At 63.4% G+C, this 24,824-nt stretch carries 30 protein-coding genes; 6 read left to right on the top strand and 24 right to left on the bottom strand.

Annotation, left to right across the window (positions count from 1 at the left end):
• Positions 1 to 53: 53 nt before the first annotated feature.
• From ACZ5U1_RS08130 to petA, 3 genes are read right to left on the bottom strand one after another with little or no spacing between them, the layout of a single operon-like run.
• Complete coding sequence (locus ACZ5U1_RS08130) at positions 54 to 902, bottom strand: cytochrome c1 (RefSeq protein WP_464777971.1); 849 nt, start codon at positions 900 to 902, stop codon at positions 54 to 56.
• 17 nt (positions 903 to 919) lie between these two features.
• Positions 920 to 2,239, bottom strand: coding sequence for a cytochrome b (locus ACZ5U1_RS08135; RefSeq protein WP_464777972.1), 1,320 nt, complete (start codon positions 2,237 to 2,239; stop codon positions 920 to 922).
• A gap of 11 nt (positions 2,240 to 2,250) precedes the next feature.
• Positions 2,251 to 2,817 carry a ubiquinol-cytochrome c reductase iron-sulfur subunit gene (gene petA / locus ACZ5U1_RS08140; RefSeq protein ID WP_464777973.1) on the bottom strand — a complete coding sequence of 189 codons (567 nt, stop codon included), beginning with the start codon at positions 2,815 to 2,817 and terminating at the stop codon, positions 2,251 to 2,253.
• Between the two features lie 210 nt (positions 2,818 to 3,027).
• On the opposite strand from petA, the gene ACZ5U1_RS08145 reads away from it, so the two are divergent.
• From ACZ5U1_RS08145 to ACZ5U1_RS08155, 3 genes are read left to right on the top strand one after another with little or no spacing between them, the layout of a single operon-like run.
• On the top strand, positions 3,028 to 3,486 hold the full coding sequence (locus ACZ5U1_RS08145; protein ID WP_464777974.1) for a tRNA (cytidine(34)-2'-O)-methyltransferase: 459 nt from the start codon (positions 3,028 to 3,030) through the stop codon (positions 3,484 to 3,486).
• A gap of 13 nt (positions 3,487 to 3,499) precedes the next feature.
• Positions 3,500 to 4,363, top strand: a complete 864-nt coding sequence (gene hemF / locus ACZ5U1_RS08150; RefSeq protein WP_464777975.1) for an oxygen-dependent coproporphyrinogen oxidase — start codon at positions 3,500 to 3,502, stop codon at positions 4,361 to 4,363.
• A gap of 4 nt (positions 4,364 to 4,367) precedes the next feature.
• Complete coding sequence (locus ACZ5U1_RS08155) at positions 4,368 to 4,967, top strand: GNAT family N-acetyltransferase (RefSeq protein WP_464777976.1); 600 nt, start codon at positions 4,368 to 4,370, stop codon at positions 4,965 to 4,967.
• Here ACZ5U1_RS08155 and ACZ5U1_RS08160 read toward each other — a convergent pair.
• The gene (locus tag ACZ5U1_RS08160) at positions 4,949 to 5,737 is read right to left on the bottom strand and encodes a DUF7847 domain-containing protein (protein WP_464777977.1); all 789 of its coding nucleotides are present in this window, start codon (positions 5,735 to 5,737) and stop codon (positions 4,949 to 4,951) included. The two genes, ACZ5U1_RS08155 and ACZ5U1_RS08160, sit on opposite strands and share 19 nt — an antisense overlap.
• A 74-nt stretch (positions 5,738 to 5,811) precedes the next feature.
• Here ACZ5U1_RS08160 and lipB point away from each other — a divergent pair, with 74 nt between their 5' ends.
• The 3 genes from lipB to ACZ5U1_RS08175 all read left to right on the top strand — a co-directional run bounded on the left by lipB (position 5,812) and on the right by ACZ5U1_RS08175 (position 7,665).
• Entirely contained in the window at positions 5,812 to 6,516 is a 705-nt protein-coding gene (gene lipB, locus ACZ5U1_RS08165; protein ID WP_464777978.1) for a lipoyl(octanoyl) transferase LipB, read from the top strand.
• 74 nt (positions 6,517 to 6,590) lie between these two features.
• Positions 6,591 to 6,866 (top strand): hypothetical protein, encoded by a 276-nt coding sequence (locus ACZ5U1_RS08170; protein ID WP_464777979.1) that lies wholly within the window; start codon positions 6,591 to 6,593, stop codon positions 6,864 to 6,866.
• Between the two features lie 109 nt (positions 6,867 to 6,975).
• On the top strand, positions 6,976 to 7,665 hold the full coding sequence (locus ACZ5U1_RS08175) for a hypothetical protein (protein WP_464777980.1): 690 nt from the start codon (positions 6,976 to 6,978) through the stop codon (positions 7,663 to 7,665).
• Positions 7,666 to 7,853: 188 nt separating this feature from the next.
• Here ACZ5U1_RS08175 and queE read toward each other — a convergent pair whose 3' ends face one another.
• From queE to ACZ5U1_RS08275, 20 genes are all read right to left on the bottom strand, one after another.
• Positions 7,854 to 8,501: a 7-carboxy-7-deazaguanine synthase gene (queE, locus tag ACZ5U1_RS08180; protein ID WP_464777981.1), complete on the bottom strand. Its 648-nt coding sequence runs from the start codon at positions 8,499 to 8,501 to the stop codon at positions 7,854 to 7,856.
• A gap of 11 nt (positions 8,502 to 8,512) precedes the next feature.
• Positions 8,513 to 9,205, bottom strand: a complete 693-nt coding sequence (gene queC / locus ACZ5U1_RS08185; RefSeq protein ID WP_460986459.1) for a 7-cyano-7-deazaguanine synthase QueC — start codon at positions 9,203 to 9,205, stop codon at positions 8,513 to 8,515.
• Between the two features lie 45 nt (positions 9,206 to 9,250).
• On the bottom strand, positions 9,251 to 9,661 hold the full coding sequence (locus ACZ5U1_RS08190) for a DUF3617 domain-containing protein (RefSeq protein ID WP_464777982.1): 411 nt from the start codon (positions 9,659 to 9,661) through the stop codon (positions 9,251 to 9,253).
• 146 nt (positions 9,662 to 9,807) lie between these two features.
• A complete protein-coding gene (gene hslO / locus ACZ5U1_RS08195) occupies positions 9,808 to 10,713 on the bottom strand; it encodes an Hsp33 family molecular chaperone HslO (protein WP_464777983.1) in 906 nt (301 codons plus the stop codon).
• Positions 10,714 to 10,812: 99 nt separating this feature from the next.
• Positions 10,813 to 11,742, bottom strand: coding sequence for an ornithine carbamoyltransferase (gene argF, locus ACZ5U1_RS08200; RefSeq protein WP_464777984.1), 930 nt, complete (start codon positions 11,740 to 11,742; stop codon positions 10,813 to 10,815).
• 102 nt (positions 11,743 to 11,844) lie between these two features.
• Entirely contained in the window at positions 11,845 to 13,038 is a 1,194-nt protein-coding gene (locus ACZ5U1_RS08205; protein ID WP_464777985.1) for an acetylornithine transaminase, read from the bottom strand.
• Between the two features lie 171 nt (positions 13,039 to 13,209).
• Entirely contained in the window at positions 13,210 to 13,608 is a 399-nt protein-coding gene (locus tag ACZ5U1_RS08210; RefSeq protein ID WP_464777986.1) for a flagellar export chaperone FliS, read from the bottom strand.
• Positions 13,609 to 13,626: 18 nt separating this feature from the next.
• Positions 13,627 to 15,033: a flagellar filament capping protein FliD gene (fliD, locus tag ACZ5U1_RS08215; protein WP_464777987.1), complete on the bottom strand. Its 1,407-nt coding sequence runs from the start codon at positions 15,031 to 15,033 to the stop codon at positions 13,627 to 13,629.
• 94 nt (positions 15,034 to 15,127) lie between these two features.
• Entirely contained in the window at positions 15,128 to 15,439 is a 312-nt protein-coding gene (locus tag ACZ5U1_RS08220) for a hypothetical protein (protein ID WP_464777988.1), read from the bottom strand.
• Positions 15,440 to 15,747: 308 nt separating this feature from the next.
• Complete coding sequence (gene flhB / locus ACZ5U1_RS08225; RefSeq protein WP_464777989.1) at positions 15,748 to 16,884, bottom strand: flagellar type III secretion system protein FlhB; 1,137 nt, start codon at positions 16,882 to 16,884, stop codon at positions 15,748 to 15,750.
• A 1-nt stretch (position 16,885) separates the two neighbouring features.
• Entirely contained in the window at positions 16,886 to 17,668 is a 783-nt protein-coding gene (fliR, locus tag ACZ5U1_RS08230; RefSeq protein WP_464777990.1) for a flagellar biosynthetic protein FliR, read from the bottom strand.
• The gene (fliQ, locus tag ACZ5U1_RS08235; protein WP_066527003.1) at positions 17,665 to 17,937 is read right to left on the bottom strand and encodes a flagellar biosynthesis protein FliQ; all 273 of its coding nucleotides are present in this window, start codon (positions 17,935 to 17,937) and stop codon (positions 17,665 to 17,667) included. The genes fliR and fliQ overlap by 4 nt, the downstream gene beginning before the upstream one ends.
• A 119-nt stretch (positions 17,938 to 18,056) precedes the next feature.
• Positions 18,057 to 18,833: a flagellar type III secretion system pore protein FliP gene (fliP, locus tag ACZ5U1_RS08240; RefSeq protein ID WP_464779996.1), complete on the bottom strand. Its 777-nt coding sequence runs from the start codon at positions 18,831 to 18,833 to the stop codon at positions 18,057 to 18,059.
• Between the two features lie 124 nt (positions 18,834 to 18,957).
• The gene (locus ACZ5U1_RS08245) at positions 18,958 to 19,224 is read right to left on the bottom strand and encodes a FliO/MopB family protein (RefSeq protein WP_464777991.1); all 267 of its coding nucleotides are present in this window, start codon (positions 19,222 to 19,224) and stop codon (positions 18,958 to 18,960) included.
• Positions 19,225 to 19,308: 84 nt separating this feature from the next.
• Positions 19,309 to 19,647: a flagellar motor switch protein FliN gene (fliN, locus tag ACZ5U1_RS08250; protein ID WP_464777992.1), complete on the bottom strand. Its 339-nt coding sequence runs from the start codon at positions 19,645 to 19,647 to the stop codon at positions 19,309 to 19,311.
• Entirely contained in the window at positions 19,644 to 20,528 is an 885-nt protein-coding gene (locus ACZ5U1_RS08255) for a flagellar motor switch protein FliM (protein WP_460986473.1), read from the bottom strand. Before ACZ5U1_RS08255 ends, fliN begins: the two co-directional genes overlap by 4 nt.
• 51 nt (positions 20,529 to 20,579) lie before the next feature.
• Positions 20,580 to 21,218 (bottom strand): flagellar basal body-associated FliL family protein, encoded by a 639-nt coding sequence (locus ACZ5U1_RS08260; RefSeq protein ID WP_464777993.1) that lies wholly within the window; start codon positions 21,216 to 21,218, stop codon positions 20,580 to 20,582.
• Positions 21,219 to 21,246: 28 nt separating this feature from the next.
• Complete coding sequence (locus tag ACZ5U1_RS08265; protein ID WP_464777994.1) at positions 21,247 to 23,070, bottom strand: flagellar hook-length control protein FliK; 1,824 nt, start codon at positions 23,068 to 23,070, stop codon at positions 21,247 to 21,249.
• A 1-nt stretch (position 23,071) separates the two neighbouring features.
• Positions 23,072 to 23,497 carry a hypothetical protein gene (locus tag ACZ5U1_RS08270; protein WP_464777995.1) on the bottom strand — a complete coding sequence of 142 codons (426 nt, stop codon included), beginning with the start codon at positions 23,495 to 23,497 and terminating at the stop codon, positions 23,072 to 23,074.
• Positions 23,494 to 24,822, bottom strand: coding sequence for a FliI/YscN family ATPase (locus ACZ5U1_RS08275; protein WP_460986476.1), 1,329 nt, complete (start codon positions 24,820 to 24,822; stop codon positions 23,494 to 23,496). The genes ACZ5U1_RS08270 and ACZ5U1_RS08275 overlap by 4 nt, the downstream gene beginning before the upstream one ends.
• Positions 24,823 to 24,824: the final 2 nt, after the last annotated feature.

Genomic DNA, 24,824 nt, shown 5'->3' on the forward strand with positions numbered 1-24,824 from the left:
TGTCATCATGACGCCGCGCCCCTTCCCTATTCATTCCCTTGGCCGAAAGGCGGTCAGGCGGCCTTTTTCTTGTCGGCCCAGATATTCTGGTAGGACATATAGGCCAGCGCCGTTGCGATCAGCAGGAAGACGATCGTCGCCAGACCCGCACGGCGGCGGTTTTCAAGCTTGGGTTCGGCGGTCCAGGTCAAGAAGGCCGAAACGTCCTTCGCCATCTGGTCAACCGTTGCCTTGGTGCCGTCGCCATATGTCACCTGACCGTCAGCCGTCAGCGGAGGAGCCATGGCAAGGTTCAGGTTAGCGAAATAGGGGTTATAGTGGAGGCCTTCAGGCGTCTTGGCATCCGGGAAGTGCTTGAGCAGTTCAGCCGGCTGATTCTGATAACCTGTCAGCAGCGAGTAGACATAAGCCGTACCGCTGTGGCGCGCCTTGGTCATGAGCGAAAGATCCGGCGGGATCGCATTGTTGTTCGCCGCCGCCGCCGCGACATTGTTCGCGAAGGGCTTGGGGAAATAGTCAGCCGGAACGGGCTCACGCGTCGACATCTCGCCCGTCTTGGGATCGACGTCAGGCGTCTTGATCGCCCACTGCTTGGCGATCGCCTTGATTTCAGGCTCGTTATAACCAAGGCCAGCAAGATCGCGGAACGCCACGAACTTCAGGCTGTGGCAGGCCGAGCAGACTTCCTTGAACACCTGGAAGCCGCGCTGCAGCTGGGCTTGGTCGAACTTGCCGAACGCACCATCGAAGGAGAAATTCACCTCCTTGGGATGCTTGTGGAATTCATGCTCCACCGTCTTGGCGGGCGGTTCGGAGACATAGGCCACCGCGCCCACCAGGAAGGATATCAGCAGCCAGCCAGCAAAGAAGAGGCCGACGAGAAATGCGCCGATGCGAACCATGTTAGTCTTGTCCCCTCTTAGCCGGCGTTCGACGGCTGCGGATCCGCGCCCATACCGGGAAGCGCATCCTGTTCGCCCTTGATGTTATGGCGGTTAAGCACGGATTCGGTGATCGAGCCGGGCAGCGGCAACGGCCGTTCAAAGCGCGAGATCAAGGGCAGGATGATCAGGAAGTGCGCGAAATAATAGGCCGAGGCGATCTGCGAAATCATCACATAGGGTTCTTCCGCCGGTGCACCGCCGCAATAGCCCAGGATCGCCACGTCGATCAGGAGGATCACGAAGAACTTCTTGAAAGTCGGGCGATAATTGCCCGAACGCACGGGCGACGTGTCCAGCCACGGGAGGAAGAAGAGCAGCAGGATCGATGCGAACATCGCCAGCACGCCGAGCAGCTTCGCCGGAATGAAGAAGAAGTCGACGGTGAAGGCGCGCAGGATCGCGTAGAAGGGCCAGAAATACCATTCGGGAACGATGTGCGCAGGCGTCGAAAGCGGGTTCGCTTCGATATAGTTGTCCGGGTGGCCCAGGAAATTGGGCGCGAAGAACAGCAGGATCGAAAAGAGGATCAGGAACACGCCAGCCCCGAACCCGTCCTTCGCCGTATAATAGGGATGAAAGGGCACGGTATCCTGCGGACCCTTTACTTCCACGCCGGTCGGGTTCGACGAACCCGGAATGTGCAGCGCCCAGATGTGCAGGATGATAACAGCCGCGATCACGAAGGGCAGCAGGAAGTGCAGCGAGAAGAAGCGGTTCAAGGAGGCATTGCCAGGAGCAAAGCCGCCGAGCAGCCAGGTCTGGATCGGCTCACCCACGACCGGGATCGCGCCGAACAGGCCGGTGATCACCTTCGCGCCCCAATAGGACATCTGCCCCCAGGGAAGCACATAGCCCATGAAGGCGGTCGCCATCATCAGGAGGAAGATGACAAGGCCGAGCAGCCAGACCATTTCGCGCGGCGCCTTGTAGGAGCCATAGAAAAGGCCACGGAAGATGTGGAGATAAACGACGATGAAGAAGAAGCTGGCGCCGTTGGCGTGCGCATAGCGCATCAGCCAGCCCGCATTCACGTCGCGCATCGTATGTTCGACAGTCTGGAAGGCTACCAGCGAGTTCGCGCCATAATGCATGGCCATGATCACGCCGGTGACGATCTGAATCACCAGCGCGAGGCCGGCGAGAACACCGAAGTTCCAGAAATAATTGAGGTTGCGCGGGACCGGATAACCGGCGCCGATCGCGTTGTAGACGAGGCGCGGAAGCGGCAGCTTCTCGTCGATCCACTGCATCGCGGGATGCTTGGGAGTATAATGCTCAGCCCAGGGAAAGCTCATGGTTTCTTACCTCAGCCTACGAGAATGGCGGTGTCGGAAGTGAAGCTGAACTTCGGCACTTCCAGGTTCTTGGGCGCGGGGCCTTTGCGGATGCGGGCGGCCGTATCATAGTGCGAACCATGGCAGGGGCAGAAATAGCCGCCAAATTCGCCCTTATTCTCACCCTCGCCCGCGCCGAGCGGCACGCAGCCCAGATGGGTGCAGACGCCCATGGTGATGAGCCACTGCTTCTTGCCATCGACGGTACGCTCTTCCAGCGTCTGCGGGTCACGCAGCGCGCCAGCATCGACCTTGTCGGCTTCGGCGATTTCCTTGTCCGTCAGATGACGCACGAAAAGCGGCTGCGAGCGGAAGGTCGTCTTGATCGCCTGACCCGGCTGGATCGACGAGATATCAACCTCGGTCGATGCCAGCGCCAGCACGTCCGCGCTGGGGTTCATCTGATCGACGAGCGGAATGACGACGGCAACAGCCCCGACCCCCGCGAAGCTTACTGCGGCGATATTGATGAAGTCGCGACGACGCACTCCACCTTCGCCGGATAGACCTTGGCTGTCCGTATGTTCAACGCTCGCCATGCACCTCAACCCTTGCAAAGACGTCCCTGTTACCCGCCACATTGCCGTTTCCGGCCCTGATTATCGAGAGAGTAGCGGCGCCCACGGAATATGGGCCTCGCCTTTCCCCCTGGCGTGGTTCGGGGGCCTGATAGACCCACTGTGGCTTCTTTGCCAACAGCAATTTGGCGATGGCTATGACAATTTGCCCTGCTGCTTTATGCGCGGGCCATGCGTATTGCTCTCTACCAACCCGAGATCGCGGGAAATGTCGGCGCCATATTGCGGCTGGCCGCCTGTTTTTCCGTGCCCGTGGACATCATCATGCCGATGGGATTCGCCTTTTCCGACGCCAAGTTGAAGCGCGCCGCGATGGATTATGGCGCGGCGGCGGAGGTGACTCGCTACGCCAATTTCGAGGCATTTGACGAGGCCCGGCGTGCGGAGGGTCGTCGCCTCGTGCTGATGAGCAGCCATGCTTCCCAGCCCCTGCCGGAGGTGCGTTTTGACGGGAATGACGTGCTGCTGATGGGATCGGAAGGCGCTGGCGTACCCGACGCGGTGCGGGACATGGCCGACCTGCGCGTCCGAATCCCCATGGCTGCGGGCTTCCGGTCCTTGAACATTGCCGTTTCCACGGGCATCGCGGTTGCCGAAGCCCTTCGCCAGACTGGACAATTTCCAACATGATCGAGATTTCCCAATGACCTTGGTCCTCAATCCCCAACAGCAGGCCGCCCGCGACTGGTTCGAATCGCTGCGCGACCGCATCTGCGCGGAGTTCGAGGCGATCGAGCGCGAGGCGGGCAGCGATGCCTCCTTCGTCTACACGCCATGGGACCGCGAAGCGCCGGGATTGACGCCGGGCGAAGGCGGCGGCGGCGTGCGCGGGGTCATGAAGGGCAAGATATTCGAGAAGGTCGGGGTCAATGTATCCACCGTCTCGGGCGAGTTCGCGCCGGATTTTGCCAAGACCATCCATGGCGCAGGGGAGAACCCGGCTTTTTTCGCAACGGGGATCAGCCTGGTCGCGCATATGGCCAATCCGCATGTGCCCGCCGTGCATATGAACACGCGCTATTTGATCACGTCGAAGAGCTGGTTTGGCGGGGGCGCGGACCTTAACCCTCCCCTGCCCCGGGATGAGGATACGGCGAGCTTTCACGCGGAGTTCAAGGCGGCGTGTGACGCGCATGATGCGGACTATTATCCGCGCTTCAAGGCGTGGGCTGACGAGTATTTCTTCATCCCGCACCGGGGCGTCCATCGCGGCGTTGGCGGCATCTTCTACGACCATCTGGAGTGCGAGAATGATGTCGGCTTTGATGCAAATTTCGCCTTTACCCGGTCGGTGGGCGAGGCGTTCCTCAAGGCCTTCCCGCCCATAGTGCGGCGGCGGATGGGTGAAAGCTGGAGCGAAGAAGATTACGCGAAGATGCTGGAATGGCGCGGCCGTTATGCGGAATTCAATCTGGTGCATGACCGGGGCACGCTGTTCGGGCTGAAGACCGGCGGCAATGTCGATGCCATATTGATGAGCCTGCCGCCGATGGCGAGCTGGAGCTGAACCCATGCCGCTGACGCCGGTCGCCAATGATCAGATTGCGACGATCGTGACCTATCTGGAGATGGTGGAGCGCCCCCGGCCAGCGCCGATTCCGCCTGCCCCGTTGCGGCTGGTGCCGTGGAAGGCGCCAGCGCCCGATGCCTATCGCGCGCTGTTCCGGCGTGTGGGGGAGCCGTGGCTGTGGTTCTCTCGCCTAGTCATGAGCGATGCGGAATTGACGGCGATTATTCACGATCCGGCGGTGCAGGTCTTTGCGATCACCGATCCGCGCGGCGTGGAAGTGGGATTGCTGGAGCTGGATTTCCGGGCTCTGCCTGACTGCGAGTTGAGCTTCCTTGGCCTTGTACCCGAGCTGACCGGCAAGGGGTTTGGGGCGTGGCTGATGGCGCAGGCCAAGTCGCTGGCATGGCGCAAGGAGGTGTACCGGTTTTGGGTGCATAGCTGCACACTGGATAGTCCGGGGGCTCTCAGCTTCTATCAGCGGGCCGGATTTGTGCCCTATAAGCGGGAGGTTGAGATCTTCGCTGATCCTCGGCTGGCCGGTTTATTGAGCGCCGATGCGGCGCCGCATGTGCCGATGCTCGGTCAGCCCGCCTCTGCCTGACGATAGAGCCGGGCGAGCATGACAAGCATATAGACCTGCACCACGGTCGAGACGACAGCCGCTGCGACGCCGCCGATGAGCCGCGCGCCTTCCGCTCCGGCGATCAGGCGGCCGAACAGGCCGAAGATGACTTGCGCGGCCGACCCCACGATGGCCGAGAGCAGCGTCAGCACCAGGATGAAGCCGAGCAGCCGCCAGAAATGGCCGCGTGTCAGTGCCCAGCTATGGCGGAGCGAGGCCATGACGCCTTCATGGCCGTCGATGACTACCGGATTGAGCAACAGGAGCCGGACGCTGGCGAAGAGCATGACGGCGGCGCCTGCGGTCACCAGCAACGCGGCGAGGGCTGCGGCAACGGGCTTTGCCACCATGGAGAAGGCGACGACGACGATCATGCCGACGATCGCTATGCCAAGCAGGGTGCCGATCACGACAAGCGCCGTGCCGAGCAGCACGGGCAGGCGGGAGAGGCTGAGCCGCAATGCTTCGCCGACGCTGATGCCGGGCCTTAGCGCCAGGGCGAAGAGGGCGAGCGAGCCGAACCAGATGATGATGACGCCGATCAGCGTGGACAGGATGAAACTGGGCGGGATGTCGGGCATGGCGCCCTTGTCCATCGTCCAGGTAGCGAGTTCGGGCGGCGTCATCTCCTGAAGGATGAGGCCGGGCAGCGCGACGAAGAGCAGGGCGACGGGGAAGAGCAGGCTGCGTTCGCGCGCGACGAAGGCGACCGCTTCTTCCCATGCCTTGCCGATCGACATCGCCGCCATATCTTCGCCTTTTCCCGTACTTAAAATCGGGGAGGAGACTTGATCGCTCCCCTCGCCCAAGTCAAGGAAGTGCCATGTCATCCTCTTCCCCTTTGCCTGCCGTGGCCGAACAGATCGAATGGCGGGTCGATTCGGCGCCGGTGGACTATCCGGAAGCGCTCGCCGACATGGAGGCGCGGGCGGCGGCGATCTTTGAGGGGGAGGCGGGCGAGCGGGTGTGGCTGCTCGAACATCCGCCGCTTTATACGGCGGGGACGAGCGCCGATCCGGCCGAGCTGATTGACCCGCGCTTTCCGGTGCATGATGCGGGGCGCGGGGGGCGCTATACCTATCATGGGCCAGGGCAGCGGATCGGTTATCTCAACATCGATCTGCGGGAACGCGGCAAGGATGTGCGCAACTTCGTCCATCATCTGGAAGGATGGATGATCGACGCGCTGGGCGACCTTGGCATCGCGGCGCGGCGGGCGGAGGGGCGGATCGGCATCTGGACCGATGACCTAAACGGGCGCGAGGCGAAGATCGGCGCGCTTGGCATCCGGGTGCGGCGGTGGGTGACGCTGCATGGCTTTTCGATCAATGTGAACCCCGACCTGTCCCATTTTGGCGGCATCGTGCCGTGCGGGCTTGCCGAATATCCCGTCACCAGCATCGCGGCGCTTGGCAAGAATGGCTCGATGGCCGATCTGGATGAGGCTTTGAAGGCGCATTTCCCTGCCTTTCTTGGCCGGTTGCGCCGCTGTGGCGCGGGGGTTGAGCAATGCGGATCGGGCGGCTAGGGTCTGCGCCTTCGCCGGGTGGGGGCCGCCGGGCATCACATGTTTGGGAGACCCGGATGCGCTGCAAAGCGAGGATGATCTTTACCGCCTTGCTGCTGACCGGCTGCACCGCGCTGGTGGCCTGCGGCAAGGACGACAAGGGGAGCAACACGGTCCAGATGAAGGATCTGGAGGTCGTCGACGGCACGACGACCGACGCCATGACGGACCTGGACGGGGTGCAGAGCGAAGCGCCGTCGGCCGCCCTGCCCTCGGCTGGAGGGAATAACAGCGCCGCTGCCGCGCCTCAGCCGGAACCTGCCGCGGCCAACGCGACGCAGGGCGAGGCGGAGATACTGTCGGATCAATAGACGGAGCGAGGCGTTCAGGCGCAATACAGGCGCCGGACGCGAGGCATATCATAAGAGAAGCCCTGCCCGATCGTCATTCACAAAGGCCGCCATTCTTAAAGGGGAAGTCATGACATCCTGTTCCACGCTGCGCCGGGTCTGTGCCGGATTGATGATTGCCGCCGCGCCGCTGTTGGCTCAACCGGCCGCCGCCCAGTTTTTCTGGTCGCCGCCCGACTTTTCCAGCCCGCCGCTGACGGACGCGGACGCGGCGACCGCGCTCGGCCTGCCCGGCGCCACGGCGGAGGAAATCCGCGCGGGCCTGGTGTGGAACCTGCGCGCCGCGCTCAACGTCGCGGCGCTCCAGTGCCAGTTCGAACCGACGCTGCTGTCGATCAGCAATTACAACGCGATGATCGCGCATCATGACGCGGAGATGGATTCGGCCCAGTCCGTCCTGCTCGGCTATTTCCAGCGCACCGTCGGCAAGGGCAAGCCGGGCCAGGCCGCGTCCGATAAATATGGCACGCGCATCTATTCGGGCTATTCGACCGTTCAGGCGCAGCGCGGCTTCTGCCAGGCGGCGGGTCAGGTCGGGCGGCAGGCGATCTTCGCCAATCGCGGTTCGCTGCATGAAGTGGCACGCACAGGCCTTGGATCGATCAAGAAGTCGCTGGTGCTGGCGGGCGAGCAATTTTACGGCGATCCGGGCCGGAGCTATGCGCTGACCCTGCCTTCCTTCGACAAGAAATGCTGGAAGAAGAACAAGCTGCGGCCGGAATGCCAGGTGGCTTATGAGCAGAAGGTCGCGGCTAAGTAAGGTGGGATGAGCGGGGCCGTAGGGCTTCGCTCTTTTGTTCTATCTAGTGAGCATTGCACTTTAACCCGTTCGGGCTGAGCCTGTCGAAGCCCTTCTCTTCTTTTTAAGAAGTAGAGCCGTTGGCTTCGCCGGCCTCCGGCTCGACAAGCTCAGGGCGAACGGGGAGATGTTTAGCTTCAGCGCGGTCCTTACCGAAGCCCAAGATATTTATGCGATTGAAGGCTTAGCCGCCATTTCGGCCGCGCCATGACGAGATCAATCGCCGCCTGCATGTTCGCCGCCGCGTCCGCGCTGTCGAGGGGCTGGATCAGCAGGTTGTCGAAAGCCCAGCCTTCCATCGCGTCCACGTCGGCGATGCTGTGCCCCCTGCCCGGCTGCGGCCAGACCAGCTTCAGTTCATTGCCGCTGCGTTGCACGACGTCGCTGCCTGCCTTGGGGCTGATGCAGACCCAGTCGATGCCGGGATGCGCGGCGATCGTGCCGTTGCTTTCGATGGCGATGGTGAAGCCATGCGCGTGAAGCGCGTCGATCAGGGTGTCATCGACCTGCAACATGGGTTCGCCGCCCGTCATCACGATGTAGCGGCCCTCTTCACCGCCCCCCCAGAAGGCGAGCGCGGCGTCGGCTAGCGCCTGCGCATCGGCGAACTTGCCGCCGCCGTCGCCGTCCGTGCCGACGAAATCGGTGTCGCAGAACTGGCAAACGGCCTTGCGCCGGTCCTCTTCACGCCCGGTCCACAGGTTGCACCCGGCAAAGCGCATGAAGACGGCGCGGCGGCCGCTATGGACGCCTTCGCCCTGAAGCGTCAGGAACATTTCCTTGACGGCATAGCTCATCCGCCTGTCCTTTATGGCTTGGCTGCGTAACGGGTTGGATCGGGCAGGCCCGCTTCCTCAAAACCCCTGGAGCGAAGGCGGCAGCTGTCGCAAAGCCCGCAATGCTGGTCGCCCGGGGCGGGATCGTAGCAGGACCAGCTCATCCCGGCATCCAGCCCCAGCCGGTTCGCCTCACGCGCGATGTCGGCCTTGCTCATATGCTGGAGCGGGGCGTTGATCCGCACGGGATGCCCTTCCACGCCCGCCTTGGTCGCGAGTGCCGCCATGTTCTGGAAGGCGTCGATGAACTCCGGACGGCAATCGGGATAACCCGAATAATCGAGCGCGTTGACGCCTATGAAGATGTCATTCGCGCCCGACACTTCGGCAAGACCAAGCGTCAGCGACAGGAAGATGGTGTTGCGCGCGGGCACATAGGTGTTGGGAATGCCCGGTCCCACCCCGTCCTTCGGCACCGCGATGTCCGCCGTCAGCGCCGAGCCGCCAAAGGCGGTGAGATCGAGCGGAAGGACGATATGCCGCCGGACCCCGAGAACTGCGGCGATACGCGCGGCCGCGTTCAATTCGACACGATGCCGCTGATTATAATCAATCGTCAGCGCGACCAGTTCATAGCCCGCCTCGCGCGCGAGGCCGCCCACGACCATCGAATCCAACCCGCCCGACAGCAGGACGACAGCGATTTTCCCATCATTGGCAGTCATGGGCGCTCCGCTACCGCCACAGGCGCGCTGGCGCAAGCGGTGCGGTCAATGGCAGGCGCCGATGCGCCGTCCTTCCATGCTGAAGGAGAAGGGTGCGCCGCCCGCAATCCCCTGAGAGTGGATCTGCACCAGTCGGGACGTTTCGATGCGCAGATCGGTGCGCCCGCCCCCAGCCCCAGCGCAATCGTAGCTGACCGTCAGCCGTTTGGCGCTTTCATCGATCGTCAGCCTTTTGCAGTTGTTGCGACCATGACGAAGCTGGATCAACTGGCGAATATCGGCAAGGCAGATGTGGCGTATATCGCCCTTCCCGCCCTGCTCCGGCCGTTCGCGCAACTCCCATTCGCCAGGCTCCAGCCCCCTGAGCGGCGGTTCGGAAAGCGCCTGCGACTCGACCGGCGATACAGCGATCAGCATCGCAATGGCCGCGCCCAAGACGTGCAGACCTGACGTCATTCGATAGCCCCCGTATTTCATCCCGAACTCCGGAGCGGCTCGCCGCATGCATGGCGGCACGGCCTTCATGCACCCAAATCCGGCGGGTTGATAGCGCCAGCCCCCGCTAACGCCCCAACCTGTTCCGAAGTCGCAATAAATTCGTGTCAGCCTTGCACGAAACTGTCCAGCGAAACTGGAAACAAGCGCGAACAAAAGGCGCAATCTACCCCAATTACCCCCTGTTCATCAGCCATTTGGGCACGTTCTTCGGCGGGGAAACGGCCGATCACGCTGCGGATATGGGCCAGATCGCAGCGGCAACCCTTGGTCAGGTCGACCGGATCGGTGACGCGCACCACCTCTTCCTCATGGAACAGGCGCCAGACGATGTCCGTCAACGGCAGTGCTTCGTCGGTGAGTTCGTTGTCACTGAGCGTGACGGCCAGCGCCTGAACATGTTCCCATTCGGGATGATCGTGCCGCGTGTGGAGCCGTTCGCGGCCCACTTCGCCTTCGGGCAGATGCTGGAGCAGCATGCCTGCGGCGAAGCAGCCCTGCCCCGCTTCGTGACGGACGGCGATCTGCACGACGCTGGGTATCTGTTCGGACTGGAAGAAATAATGTTCGGCCGCCTGCGCGAGCGAATCGCCGTCGAGCGGGACGATGCCCTGATAGCGCTCGCCAGTCACCGCCTGATCGAAGGTGATGGCGAGAAAGCCCTTGCCGAACAGGCCGAACAGCGTCGGGTCAGGCCCCAACTCTGCCAGCCGATCGGCGTCGAACTTGGCGTAGCCGCGCACTTCGCCGCCCTTGTAATCGGCGACGAGCAGGCTGACGACGCCATGTTCGTTATGCGCCTGAAGCGTAAGCTGTCCGCCCGCATCCTTGAGCGTCGAGCCGAGCAGCGCCGCGAGGACCAACGCGGAGGCCAGCAGCCTTTCGACTGGCGGCGGATAGGCGTGGGCGGCAAGCACCTGGTCCAGCACCGGCCCAAGGCGAAGAATGCGCCCGCGCGCGTGACGCGACGGAATGGTAAAGCCCAGGGCCTGATCGATATCGGATGCGTTCAAGACAAGCTCCGTTAGTCCCGGTGCAGGGCGGGAATATAGCGGCGGCCGGGCGTCAGCGCCCGGCCGGTTCGCAGCTAGATAGGAACATGTTCGGCAAACTCAACCGAGGCGGCCAGCGGCCCAGAGCAGCACGGACTTCTGCGCATGAATCCGGTTCTCCGCTTCGTCCCAGATCAGCGACTGCGGGCCGTCGATCACTTCGGGGACGACTTCCTCCCCACGGTGGGCAGGCAGGCAGTGCAGGAATTTCGCGCTGGGCTTTGCCTTTGCCATCAGGTCTTGCGTCACCTGATAGGGCATCATGGCTTTGAGCTTTTCGTCCGCATGCGCCTGACCCATGGAAATCCACGTGTCGGTGACGACGGCGTCGGCCCCCGCCACCGCTTCGATCGGATCGCGGGTGAGCGTGATGCCCGCGCCCAGAGCCTGCGCCTCCTTGATGAAGGCGTGGTCGGGCTCATAGCCTTCGGGCACGGCGATGCGCAGGTCGAACTTGAAGAGGCCTGCCGCTTCGATGATCGAGTGCAGGACATTATTGCCGTCGCCCAGCCATGCCCACTGGCTGCCCGGCAGGGCCACGCCATGTTCGACCAGAGTCAGCAGGTCGGCGGTGATCTGGCACGGATGCGACAGGTCGGTGAGGCCGTTGATCACCGGAACGGTCGCGTGGCGGGCCATCTCCTCGATCTTTGCGTGATCGTCGGTGCGGATCATGATCATGTCGCACATGCGGCTGAGCACGCGGGCCGTGTCCGCCACGGTTTCGCCGCGGCCGAGCTGGCTGGTGGCCCCGTCGAGGATGAGCGATGTCCCGCCAAGCTGGCGGATCGCCATGTCAAAGCTGACGCGGGTGCGGGTGCTGTTCTTTTCGAAGATCATCGCCAGCGTGTGCCCGGCAAGCGGCGCGTCGGCGTCGGGCTGGCCCTTTGGCAGGGCCTTGCGGGCAGCTTTCCGGTCGATGGCGTCGGCGAGCATGGCGGCGAGCGCGTCGGCGCCAGCGTCGGAGAGATTCAGGAAATGTCTGGTCATAATGGCCTCACTCTCCCTGCATCCGTTCGTTTCGAGCTTGTCGAGAAACGCGCATGAGGCTTCTCGACTTCGCTTGACGCGAACGGAGGGGGCTATTCAATGTCAGGCGGCTGAAGCCTCCGCGAAGCTGCGGGCACCAGCGGACAGCTTTTCGATGCATTCGGCGACATGGTTCTCGTCGATGATGAGCGGCGGCAGGATGCGGACGACATTCTGTCCCGCAGACACCACCAGCAGCCCATGATTGTCGCGCAGATGCGCCACGAACTCGCGCGCGTCGCTGCTATCCTTGAGCTTGACGCCGAGCATCAGGCCAAGACCGCGCACATCCTCGAACATGTCGTGGTTGGGGATGAGCTGCTCCAGCGCCGAACGCAGGCGCGCGCCGATGCTGTTCACATGGTCGAGAAAGCCTTCGCCCAGCACTTCGTCCAGGACAGTCAGGCCGACCGCCATAGCGAGCGGGTTGCCGCCATAGGTGGAGCCATGGGTGCCGAACACCATGCCCTTGGCCGCTTCCTCCGTCGCGAGGCAGGCGCCGAGCGGGAAGCCCGCGCCGATGCCCTTGGCGACGGCCATGATGTCCGGGTTCACGCCATATTGCTCATGGGCGAAGAAGGTGCCGGTGCGGGCATAGCCGCACTGCACTTCGTCCAGGATCAGCAGCATGCCCTTCTCGTCGCACAGCTTGCGCAGACCGGCGAGGAACTCCTGGGTTGCGGGCGTGACGCCGCCTTCGCCCTGCACGGTTTCGACGAGGAAACCGGCGGTGTTCTCATCGACGGCAGCGGCGGCAGCTTCCAGATCGTTGAATGGTACGACGGTGAAGCCGGGCAACAGGGGTTCGAAGCCATCGCGCATCTTGGGCTGACTGGTGGCCGAGATGGTTCCAAGCGTCCGGCCGTGGAAGGCGTTGTCGAAGCTGATGATGTTGTGCCGGTGCGCCTGCCCATTGACATAGTGATAGCGGCGCGCGGTCTTGATCGCGCATTCGACCGCTTCGGCGCCTGAATTGGTGAAGAAGACCGTGTCGGCAAAGGTCGAATCGACCAGCCGCTGCGCGAACTTCTCCCCCAGCGGCATGCCGTAGAGGTTCGACGTGTGCATCAGCGTCGCGGCCTGATCGGCGATCGCCTTCACCAGCCTCGGGTGACCATGGCCGAGCAGGTTGACCGCGATGCCGCTGGCAAAATCGAGATAACGCTCGCCACGCTCGCCGATCAGATAGCAGCCCTCGCCTCGCACCGGGCGGACATCGCACCGGGGGTAAACGGGCATGAGCGGCGTAATCGACATGGTGGCCCTCCCTTCGCTGGGGCTGATGAAAAAAGTCTCAAAACGCAAAAAGGCGGCCCCCGCCGGGCCGCCCTTTGCGAGCGCTGCCTATACTAGGGGCGCTGGAGTGGTGCAAGCCATTCCAGGAACGTCATCCCAGCTTTCGCTGGGATGACGGCCGTTAGAGAATCGTCAGCCGATCTGGTTCCAGGCGTCGGCGATTTCAGCGATGATGTCGCGGGCCTGCTCGGCATGTTCAGGTGAACGCTCCTTGGCGCTAAGCAGCAGCAGGCGGCGCGCTTCGCGGTAGATTTGCGCAAGGCCCATGGCGATGTCGCCGCCCTTGTCGAAGTCGAGGCTGGATTCAAGCGCGATCAGGATCGACATGGCGCGGGCCTGCTTGTCCGACACCTTCAGGCGGTCATTGTTGCGTTCGGCGAGTGCGGTCGCTTCGAGTGCGATCACCAGTTCGTCAAACAGCACCTTCACCAAAGCATGGGGCGTGGCGCCTTCGATCCGGCTGCCCGAATGAACGGCCGCATAGCCGCGCGCCGCGCGATTGCCTGCATAGCCCTGCTGAGAATAGAACATCTTACCTGACCCCTGTTATCAATTATCGCTCTTGGTCCACATGGCGACCTGCTGTTCCAGATAGGTCTGGGTCGCCTTGAAGGCGGCCAGACGTTTGTCCATCTCCGAATAGACCTTCGAAAGCTGCGCCTGATAGTTGGTCATCTGGTCGTTCAGCTTTTCCAGCTGCTCGGCCAACGCCTCGCTCAGCTTTTCATATTTGCTCTTCGCAGTAACGAGCGGCCCGTCGGTCTGCTGGATCCTGTCGCGCACGCCGTCCATCAAACCGGCGAGGCCGGGCGTCGTGTCCGACTTGACCGCCGGGTTCAGCATCTGGGTGACCGCAGCTGCGTCGGCGACAAGCGCCTTGTCGAGCGCGGCGGTATCCAGCTTCAACGTCCCGTCGCGATTGGTGCTGATACCGATGGACGACAGCGTCGTGTAGGTTCCCGTCGGGGCAAGCACGGCTGAAGTCATCTGCGACAGCTGCCGCTTCATGTCGCGGATCGAAGCCTCGCCGTTCAACGCGCCCGCGCTGGACGAATTGCCCCCGGCCGCCGTGGCGGTATTCAGCGCCTTCATCAGCGTATTATAGGCATCGACGAACTCGACCATCAGATCGCGCATCGACGTGGTCGGCTCGGTCGTCGCCAGGGTCACGTCAGTGCCCGGCGCGGCCTTGTTCAGGTCGATGCGCAGATTGGCGATGGCGGTATCGATCGTGTTTCTGCTGTAGTGCTGCTCGACGCCATCCAGAAAGATGATCGAATCCTGCGCCTGCACCTCGCGGCTCATCCCGCCGGTCGTGCCATCCCATGTGAAGGCGTCGAGCGCGGCGTTTGCGGGCGAAGATGTGTTGGTGAAGGTAAAACTGTTCGCCGCGCCCGTCGCGCCCTTCATCACCAGGCGCGTGCCCTGATTGTCGGTGATGACGCTGGCTGTGACACTTGTCCCGGCTGCGTTGATCGCTGCGGCAAGATCAGCATAGGTCGCACCGGCGCCGAGCGTGATAGGGACGGCGGCGCCTGTACCCACTGTCAGCGCGAAGCTGCCCTCACCAAGCACCGTAGCGGCGGTTGCGCCTGAAACGGGTGCGGAGGCAATGGTCTGCGCGGCGGCGAGCTGCTGCACCTGAAGCTGCGCCGGGAGCTTCGGCACGCCGCCCGGCAGCAGGCTGACAGCCGCGATGCTGGGATCATTGGAAGCGGGCGAACCCGCGAAACCCGTTCCGGCGAGCAGGCTGTTCAGCGCGTTGGCAAAAGTGTCGAGCGAGTTGGAGGCCGATGCGAGCGCCGAAATCCTTGCATTGTTGGCGCTCTGGCGATCGATGATGACCTTCTGCTTCGGATCGCGGGCGGCGCTCACCAGGCTGGTGACCAGCGCTCCGGTGTCGATACCGGACCCAATGCCTAGCGCTGTTGAAATGCTGCTGCTTACCGAGGTCATCGTCCGTCCTTTCGAGGATGAGAACGGCTCTAGGACGAAGACCTTTAGGAATGATTTTCATGGGGTAAGGAAGATCGCGCGCGGCGATCTTTCCTCAACCGTCGATTGAAAGCAGCTGATCCACCGTGCCACGGCGCAGATGCGCCTGCGCGGCATGGGCATAGCTTGCCTGTTCGGCGATGCGTTTGCCCAAGGTGACGGCGCTTTCGATCACTTCCTTCGATGCGGGCGGCAACGGCACCAGGATCATCGGCGCTGGCAGCAGCGACTGAATATCGGCCTCCGCCGCTTCAACCGTGGGCGCGGCCGAGGCCGAGCGCAGTTCCGCCAGTATGTCGGCCACGCGGGCATGCACCTTGGCATATTCCGCCGCGCTGGCGAGGTCATCTTCGGACAGAGTGGACATCGGGTCGCCCTTCTGGCGCTTGCCCGCATGCCGATCGGCTCCCTGCTGGGCTGCAATCGGCTGGACTGGGGGCACGGCCGACGGCGTTCGGGATGATACCCGATCAACCTGTGTTAAGTCGCTCCGCGAAACATATTTGTTCATGACGCACCATCTGAATGCGTCCCCGTGAATATATTACGGCCAGCAATGCCTAAGTTTTAGTTCACCTAAGAAGTTTTTCGGCATCACCCTTACCCCCGTTCGGGCTGAGCTTGTCGATCCGAAGGGCGAACGGATTAGGGGTGTGCCGATGACTTCGGAATGCCTTACAGCTTCTGCCCATCGGCGTCGAAGCGCAGATCGTCGGGCACGCTGATGAAGGGCCGATCGATCTCGCTCGCCATCCGGTTTTCCACGCGGAAGACGAAGGCAAGGACGGTCGCGACCGCCATGTAGAGCCCTTCATTGACTATCTGCCCGGCCCGCGAGGTGAAGTAGATGGCGCGGGCAAGGTCGGGATATTGCAGCACCGTTACGCCATTCTGGTCAGCCAACTCACGGATGGCGGCGGCGATGGCGTCGCATCCCTTGGCGACCACGACTGGCGCGGCGTCCTGCCCCGGCTTGTAGCGCAGTGCGACGGCGAAGTGGGTGGGGTTGGTGATGATGACGCTGGCTTCGGCCACGGCCTTGCGCGTCGATCCGCTCAACACCTCGAACTGGCGGCGGCGGATATGGCCTTTGAGTTCGGGTGAGCCTTCGCTCTCCTTATGCTCGTCCTTGATGTCCTGCTTGCTCATGCCAAGGCGCTTGGACCGCTGCATGATCTGCGCGGGCACGTCGATGCCCGCGATCAGGAACAGGCCACCCGCCATGATGAGGCAGGTCATGATGAACATGTTGCCCAAGTCCGACATGGCCGGGGCGAGGCCCCGCGAGCCGAGGCCGATGATGGCGGTCAACCGGTCCCAGATCAGCCAGACTCCGATCGCTCCGAGCAGCGTGACCTTGGCGATCGACTTCATCAGTTCGATGAGGCCCTGCATGCCGAACATACGCTTGAGGCCCGCCGCCGGATTGAGCTTCGATGCCTTGGGCGCGAAGGCGCCCGGGCGGAAGCCGAGGGAGCCTAGAATCGCTGGTCCCGCAATGGCCGCGAGCGTCGTCGCCAGCAAGATGCCGCCAACCGGCAAGGCGATGCCGGTGAGCAGGCTCATGCCGCGCGCGGCGGGAGCGAAGTCGGTAATGTCCTCGCGGCGGAAGCGCAGCGCCTCGATCAGCATCTGGGAGAGGGATTCAACGACGGACGGCCCCGTGACCGCTATCCAGCCGATCCCGGCCATCACCACCAACGCGGTAGCCAATTCCTTCGATTGGAGGATGTCGCCCTTCTTGGCGGCGTCCTGCAATTTCTTTTGGGTCGGTTTTTCGGTCTTTTCGCCGCCGCCATTATCCCCCGCCATGTCAGCGGCCCTCCGCGATCGACTGAGCTTGGTCGAGCCCAGCCTTGAGCGCGGCGGTCAGTCCCTCGCCCATCACCGGCGCAGCGATCGCCAACAGGATAAGGCCAGCCATGACGGCAACCGGCATACCCACGGCAAAAAGGTTGAGCGACGGCGCGCTGCGGGCGAGCATGCCCATGATGATTTGCACGAGGATCAGCGCGAAGCCGACCGGCAGCGCGACGGTGACTCCCGCGCCGAGCAGCGATCCGCCGAACTGGACGAGGTGCCAAACCGCGTCATTGCTCAGCATCGCGTCGCCCGGCGGCAGCGCCTTGTAACTTTGCACCACGAAGCTGGCGAGCATCAGGTGGCCGTCCATGCCGAGCAGGAGGAAGGTGGCGAGGATCGACAGGAACGTGCCGATCGCCTGCGTCGCCTGGCCGGATGACGGATCGACCATGGCGGCGAAGTTGAGGCCCATGGCATTGCCGATCGTCTCCCCCGCGACGAAGGCGGCGGCATAGCCGATCTGGACCGCAAACCCCATGGCGAGTCCAGCCAGCACTTCGCCCATAACCAGCATGACGCCCGCGAAACTGGCGACGCCGTCCTGCGGCAGCTGAATCGTGACGCTGTTGAGCGCGGCCATGCCGAGCGCCAGCGAAAGGATGAAGCGCAGCGGCAGCGGCACGGCGGGCGCGCCGAACACAGGCGCCGCGATGAAGGCCGCGCCCGGTCGGATCATGGCGATGAGCCAGATCCAGAGCTGCGTCTCCACATTCGCGAAGCCCGGTGCGATCATTGCAGCAGGTCCGGGATGCGTTCGAATATCTCGCGGGTGAAATCGGCGATCAGGACGAGGATCGACCCGCCGAACAGCACCAGCATCGCGCCGACGACGATGATCTTGGGGATGAAGCTCAACGTCTGTTCGTTGATGGAGGTGGCGGCCTGCACCATGCCGATGAGGACGCCCGCGATCAGCGCGGGGATCAGGATGGGCGCAGCGGCGAGCGCCGTGATCCAGAGCGCCTGTTGGGCGAGGCCCATGAAGAAGTCGGCGTTGTCCACCTTCTATCTCCGTCCCAAAAAGCCGTTCGGGCTGAGCTTGTCGAAGCCCTTTCCTTCTTCAAAAGAAGAGAAGCCCTTCGACAAGCTCAGGGCGAACGGTGGAGGGGAAATTGCCTTGCTCACGTCGCGAACGACCCTGCCAGCGATCCCATGGTCAGCGCCCATCCATCCACCAGAACGAACAGCAGCAGCTTGAACGGCATCGAGATAATCGTCGGCGACAACATCATCATGCCGAGCGCCATCAGCGTGGAGGCCACCACAAGGTCGATGATGAGGAACGGCAGGAAGATCATGAAGCCGATCTGGAACGCCGTCTTGAGTTCCGACGTCACGAACGCAGGCAGCAGGATCGAGAAGGGAATGTCGGCGGGCGATCGGAAGGCGGGCGCTTCGGCAAGGTTGGCGAAGAGCTTGAGGTCGGTCTCACGGGTCTGCTTCGCCATGAAGCCGTGCAGGACCTTGCCCGATCGGCCGACCGCTTCCTCGATGCTGATCTGGCCCTTGCCATAGGGGTCGAAGGCCTGTGCGTTGATCTGGTCGATCGCCGGGCGCATCACGAAGAGCGAGAGGAACAGCGAGAGGCCAACCAGCACCTGATTGGGCGGCGTTTGTTGCAACCCCAGCGCCTGACGCAGCAGCGACAGGACGATGATGATGCGGGTGAAGCTGGTCATCATGAGTACCAGCGACGGCAGCACCGACAGCAGGCTCATCAGGATCAGGATTTGCAGCGACAGCGACAGCGAGCGGCCGTCGCCGGAAATCTGACCCATCGCCTTGGTCAGCGCGCCGCCATTATCGACGGGAGCGGCGGGAACGGCAGCTTGGGCCAGCGCGGGGGTCGTTAAGAACAACCAAGACAGCAGCCCTGCGACCAGAAGGGCGATCACCAGACGCCCTGACACCCGTTCGGGCTGAGCTTGTCGAAGCCCTTTACTTCTTGAAGAGAAGGGATGCCCTTCGACATTCGAACGAGGCGAGTGACTCGTTCGGACAGGGCGAACGGAGAGAAAAAGCTTAGCGCCCCGCACGATAGGAATCGCCTTCCGCGATCTTCTCGATCCGCCCACGCGTGACGGACAGCAGGATCTTCTTTCCCTCGAACTCGACTACAGCGAGCTTGCCAAAGGTGCCGAGCGGCAGCGCCTCCAGCATCTTGAGCGACCGGCCATCCTGCCCCACCATCAGGCCGGGCTGATATTTGCGCCAGAGCCACAGCGCGCCAAAGGCCATGCCGCCGACCAGCGGCAGCAGGATCAGCAGTTTGACGAAGTACCAGAACATGGGGCGCGATCCGCTTTCATGGTTAATCGCCTTTCCGAATCAGAAAGATCGGCGCGCAGCAAGAGAAAAAGGCATTGAGCGCGATCAGCCGCGCCGTTCGACCCCGGCAAGGCGGCTTTCGGCGGCGGCGATATCGACGATGCGGATGCCATAACGGCCATTAACCGTGACGACCTCACCCTTCGCGATCAGCGCGCCATTGACCATGATGTCGAGCAGATCGTCGGCCTGACGATCCAGTTCGACGATGCTGCCTTCGGCCAGGTCCATGACCTCCGCCAGACGCAGCGAGGTGGAGCCGACCTCCACCGACATGCGGACGGGAATGTCGGCCAGCAGGCGGAACTGGCGGTTGTTCGCCATGCGGCTCAGCCCTTCTTCGGCAAAGCCGTCGATCCGCGGCGCTTCGCTCATGTCACTCATTGTTCTGGTCCCTGTGCTATCTTTTCGATCTGGAATGCGGCGCGGCCGTCCTGCTCACCGATTGATCCATGGGCGACGATACGATCGCCCACGATCAGCGGCAGGCTGCGGCTGATGTTTACTGGAATGATGTCGCCGGTCTTCAACTGCATGAGGTCGGCGAGCGAGAGGTTGGGGCGCGCCAGCACGGTGCGGGCAGGCAGGCGGATGTCCCGCATGCGATTGGCGATGCGTGCCTGCCACACAGGATCGATGCGTTCTTCATCGACCGTGGCCTTGGCGCCCATAAGCGGCTCCACCGCGCGCAGCGAGGAAAGCGGAAACAGCAGGTCGATCGGCCATTCCTGATCCCGCGCGATGCTGAGCATGAAGCGTTGCAACACCATCTGTTCGCCCGGTTGCGCGGCCGACGCGAAGCCGATGCCCGCTTCACGGACGATGAGGCCAATTTCCAGCGGCAGGATATCGGTCCAGCTTTCGACGAGACGCCCGATCACGCCTTCGGAAATACGGCTGATCAGGCGGTCCTCGGTCGGCGTAAACTCGCCGCGCGCGGGCAGCGGGCGATTGCCGGGGCCGCCATAGAAGCAATCCACCAGGGTAGAGATCATGGCCGCGTCCATGCGCAGCAGCATCTGCCCTTTCAGCGGCGTAATGCGATAGACGCCGATGCTGGAAAAGGCGGGCACTTCCGCCGACCATTCGCCGAAATCGAGCACCCGCGCGTCAAGCATCGCGATGTGCGGGCGCACGCCGGAGATAGGCTCGATCAAGGCACGCAAACGCCGGCCGAGCTTTTCGCCCAGCCGGTCTAGTCCGGACAGCAGCTGTGGTGTCTGCGATTCCCCGCGCCCGAGGGCGTAGGTCTGAACGTCGGTCATGATAGTCCCCTGCCCTAGTGGACGGGGGACTTCCCGACCTTTCAGGCACCCCTATTGAATAACGAAATTGGTAAAATAAACGTTATCTATGCCGCCATAGCCCGTCTTTTGCTTCAAAATATCGTTTATGACGCCCTTTATGCGCCCCTGGAGCTGGCGTTTGCCTTCGGGCGTCGCCAGCATCGTTTCGGGCTGCTGCGCGAGCATCATCAGAACCTGACTGCGAATCGCCATCTCATGGGTCTTGATCGCCTCGATCACGCGCAGGTCGTAATAGGTCGATACAGCGACCGAAATCTGGGCGAAGGCGTCAGTGTCCGACATGTTGGAGGTGAAGGGCGCCTGCAACTGGAAATAGGTCGCCTGATAGGCGGCCGGATTGGTGGGCGTGGGCAGGTCGATGCCCTTGCCCGGCTTGTGCGCGGACGCATGGCCAGCGCCGCCGCCTTCGCCATGGCCTTCACCACCCATGCCATGCGCCTTGGCCACTTCCTCGGCGCTCTCGCCCGCGAGGACGAGGACCGGCTTGTTGGGATCTTCCTTGGGGCCTTCTTCCTTGGCGCTGAAGAAACCGGCGGCATAAAGCCCGCCAGCCGTTCCCGCACCACCCAGGACGAGCGCGGCGGCGGCCAGCAGGATCATCTTCATGCCCCCGCCCTTTTTCTTCTTCGCCTTCGCCTCGTCGCTCATCTGCCGGTCCCCCGAATATCCTTAAATCCTATGCGTACCGCGCGCGCGCCCTGTCATGGGCGGCAGGCTGCGCGTCTGCATGGTTAAGAACGGCAGGATCGCCGGAGCCTTTAGGGCCAAAGCCGTTATTTTCGCGCCCCTGCCAGCGATTTTGCTGACCTTGGGGCTGGCCCATATTCTGGCCGCCATTCTGCGCCCAGGCGGACGTTTGAGAGCCCTGCTGCGACTGTTGCTGCTGCTGAGACGAGGACTGGCCGCTCGTTTCGGCACGATGCGCTTCGGCGATAGCGGGCGCGCGTTCGACCTTCACCTCGGCAATGCGCACGGCGGCGAGGCCTGCGTCCAGCTTCAGTCGGTCGCTATCCTGACGCAAGGCCATCTCCGCCGCTTCGCTGGCAACGGTCAGGCTGACAGCGGCGCCATCCGTATCATGGCGGATGTCCACCTGCACGGCGCCAAGATGGTGCGTATCGATTTGGAAACGGCCCTGCGCGCCATTGGCGGACAGCCCGGCGATGTCGCGGGCCAGCCCGTCGATCCACTGGCCCGATACGCCCATATCGACGACCTGAGCGCCAAGGCTGGCGGACAGATCAGGCGAGGGCGAGGCGATTGCCAAGGACGGCGCGGCGCCCTGCGGCGCAGAGGCGGCAGGAACGGTCGGAACCACGTCAGAGGGCGGTGGAAGGATGGAGGGATCGACCGCCGTGTCGGCAGGACGAGCCGACGCATCGGCTTTCGCATGAGCGGCGGCCGAAACCTGTTCGCCAACCCGCACCGACGCGCCCGTCTGGCGCGCGGCCACCTGTTCACGCACGATTTGCAGCAGGGCGATCGCTTCTGCCTTCATTGGCTTGCCATTGAGAACCGGCGCTGCTTCCACGGTAAGTTCGGGCGCCGGGCTTTCGTTTCCGGCAGTCGCAACGGGTGCTTCGGGAACCGCTGACGCAATCTTGCTCTCACTGCGCGCGGCCCGCTTGTCAGGAACGATCCCTTCAGCTTCGCGCGGCAGCGGCGAGCGGCCCTTCGGCGCCGGTGGCGTCGCCCCAGTCATCGCCGGCATGTTTGACATAACGGCGGTGGCTTGCGGGTTGTCCGCTGACACCTGTTCTGGCGCCGCTGGCACGGAAGCGATCGGAGGGACATCCGCAGCCGCCGCGACGGGTTGCGGCACTGGCGTCGCTGTTACGGCATCTTGCTGCGGCAGTTCGGTCTTCGCCTTTTCTTTGCGCAAAGATTTTGTGGGGGCCGGTGGAGCGTCCTGTACCACCGGACTGATCGCTTCCGGCGCTGCGTCGTCCTTACGGATGTCCGGGCGCGGCTTGGGTAAGTGAAGGGGTTCGACCACTTGTTCCGCTTGTTCCGGCAATGCGGTTTCAGGCTGAATGGGCGCTTCGTTCGGCAAGCCTGCCTCAGACTTCACGGGAAGCTGGACCGGATCAACCTTCGCCTGCTCCACCGGCGCATCAGCAGCCTGCTTGATGAGCCCCAGCGCTCGGCCGGGCGGCAATGATGACGGCAAATCCTTGCCGGCGGCAACCGCTATGGCAAGTCCGTGCGGGACATGACCATGCGCAGGGGTGGCCTCTGGCTGACCGATGTTCATAGGAGGAACCGGGGTGGTGGCAGCCGCGTCCTGCCCCTCGACGCCGGGAATCTCGGGCACGGCGGCGGCGGCATCCTGCCCATCAATCTGCGGCAGGCCCGGAGAAGCGCCAATCTCTTCCGCCATGGTGCCGTTGAACAGCGCGGCGAAGTCCGCTGTTTCGCCCGGCGCGGCAGGCTGCGACGCAGTCACGCCCGGCGAAGCCGAGGAAAAGAGCAGTGCCTTCAGGCTGGAAAGCATGTTCATCTCATACATCTCCTGTCCGCTGCATCCGGCGGTAGCGCGGCAAGGCCGCCAGCTTGGTTTCCCGCCATTCCTCCAGGTCCGCGCGGGCGCGGTCCTTGAGCTTTTCGGCGATTTCGCGATCCCGATTGGCCACAAGGGTGAGGCCTTCCTTCGCCTCAACCTTGCGGCGCGCATCGTAGAGCGCGCCATCCAACTGACGGCCAGCCTGCTCCAGTCGGCCAGCAAGTTCCTGCATCGCTGCAAAATTCGCGCCAGTTGCCATGCCGGGGTCGGAAAAAAGATCGCTCCGCACCTTACGCAGCCTGTCGGCGTTACGCTCGATGCCGTCTGCTTCGTCGCGGGCGCGGGCGGTTTCAGCCACGGCCAGGGCATGTTGCACATGGCGGACGCGCAGCACGCGCTGGCGGGTTTTGAGCGGACCCTTCACGCGCCAAACTCAGCGATCAGGGCACCAGCGCTGGTGTCGAGGTCGATCCGGCTCTTCTGATCCTGCCGGATGAAGTCGAGGATTTCCTGACGGCGCTGCACGGCTTCATCGATCACCGGGTCATTGCCGGGACGATAAGCGCCCATCAGGATGAGGTCGCGATTTTCCTCATAGGCGGCCCAGAGGCGGCGGTAGGAGGCGGCGGCCATGCGATGCTCGTCCGGCACCACATCGGCCATGACGCGCGAGAGGGATTTGCCGATGTCGATGGCGGGGAAGATCGCCTGTTCCGACAAGTGGCGCGAGAGGACGAAATGCCCGTCCACAATGGCGCGGGCAGCGTCCACGATCGGATCGTCGGTGTCGTCGCCGTCCGCCAGCACGGTGTAAAGCGCGGTGATGGAGCCTCCGGTACGGGCGTCCACCCCTGCCCGCTCGACCAGACGAGGGATCAGGGCGAGCGCGGAGGGCGGATAGCCCTTCATCGCAGGCGGTTCGCCAAGAGCGAGGCCGATCTCACGCTGGGCATGGGCGCAGCGGGTGAGGCTGTCGATCAGCAGCAGCACCTTCTTGCCCCGCGCACGGAAATATTCGGCGATGGCGGTGGCCCGCGCGGCGGCGCGCAGGCGCAGCACCGGGGGATGATCAGCGGGCACGGCGACGACGATGCTCTTGTGCATCGAGTTTTTGAGCTTGGTTTCGAGGAAGTCGCTGACCTCACGCCCACGTTCGCCGATCAGACCCACGACGACGATGTCGGCTTCAGCCCCGGCGATCATCTGGCCCATGAGGACCGACTTGCCGACGCCAGAGCCCGCGATGATGGCGATACGCTGGCCCCGCCCGGCGGTGAGCAGCGCGTTGACCGCGCGCACGCCAAGGTCGAACGGTTCGGTGACCCGGCCGCGATCGAGGACATTGCCCTTCACGCCGTTGAGCGGCCAGCTTCCGCCCGCGATGATTGGACCCTTGCGGTCGAGCGGCTGGCCCATGGCGTCGATGACGCGGCCGATCAGCCCCTCGCCCACCTGCACCATATTCGCCTGGCTATCCGGCTCGACGCGCGCGCCATTTTCCAGCGGCACATCATTGTCGAGCGGGACCAGCAGGGTCTTGTCGCCACGAAAGCCGATGACTTCGGCCCGGCAGACTGTGCCGTCCGATGCGATCACCCGTGCGCCTGCGCCGATCGGCTTGCGGAAGCCTGTGACCTCCAGCATGCCCGCGTCATGGCTTACCAGCCGTCCCACATGGCGAGGTGCACGGTTCTGAACCTGAAGATGGTCGAACAGGCTTTCGGCCTGGGCAAGCGAAGCCTTGATCATGC

This window comes from Sphingobium sp. TomTYG72 (assembly GCF_055394715.1).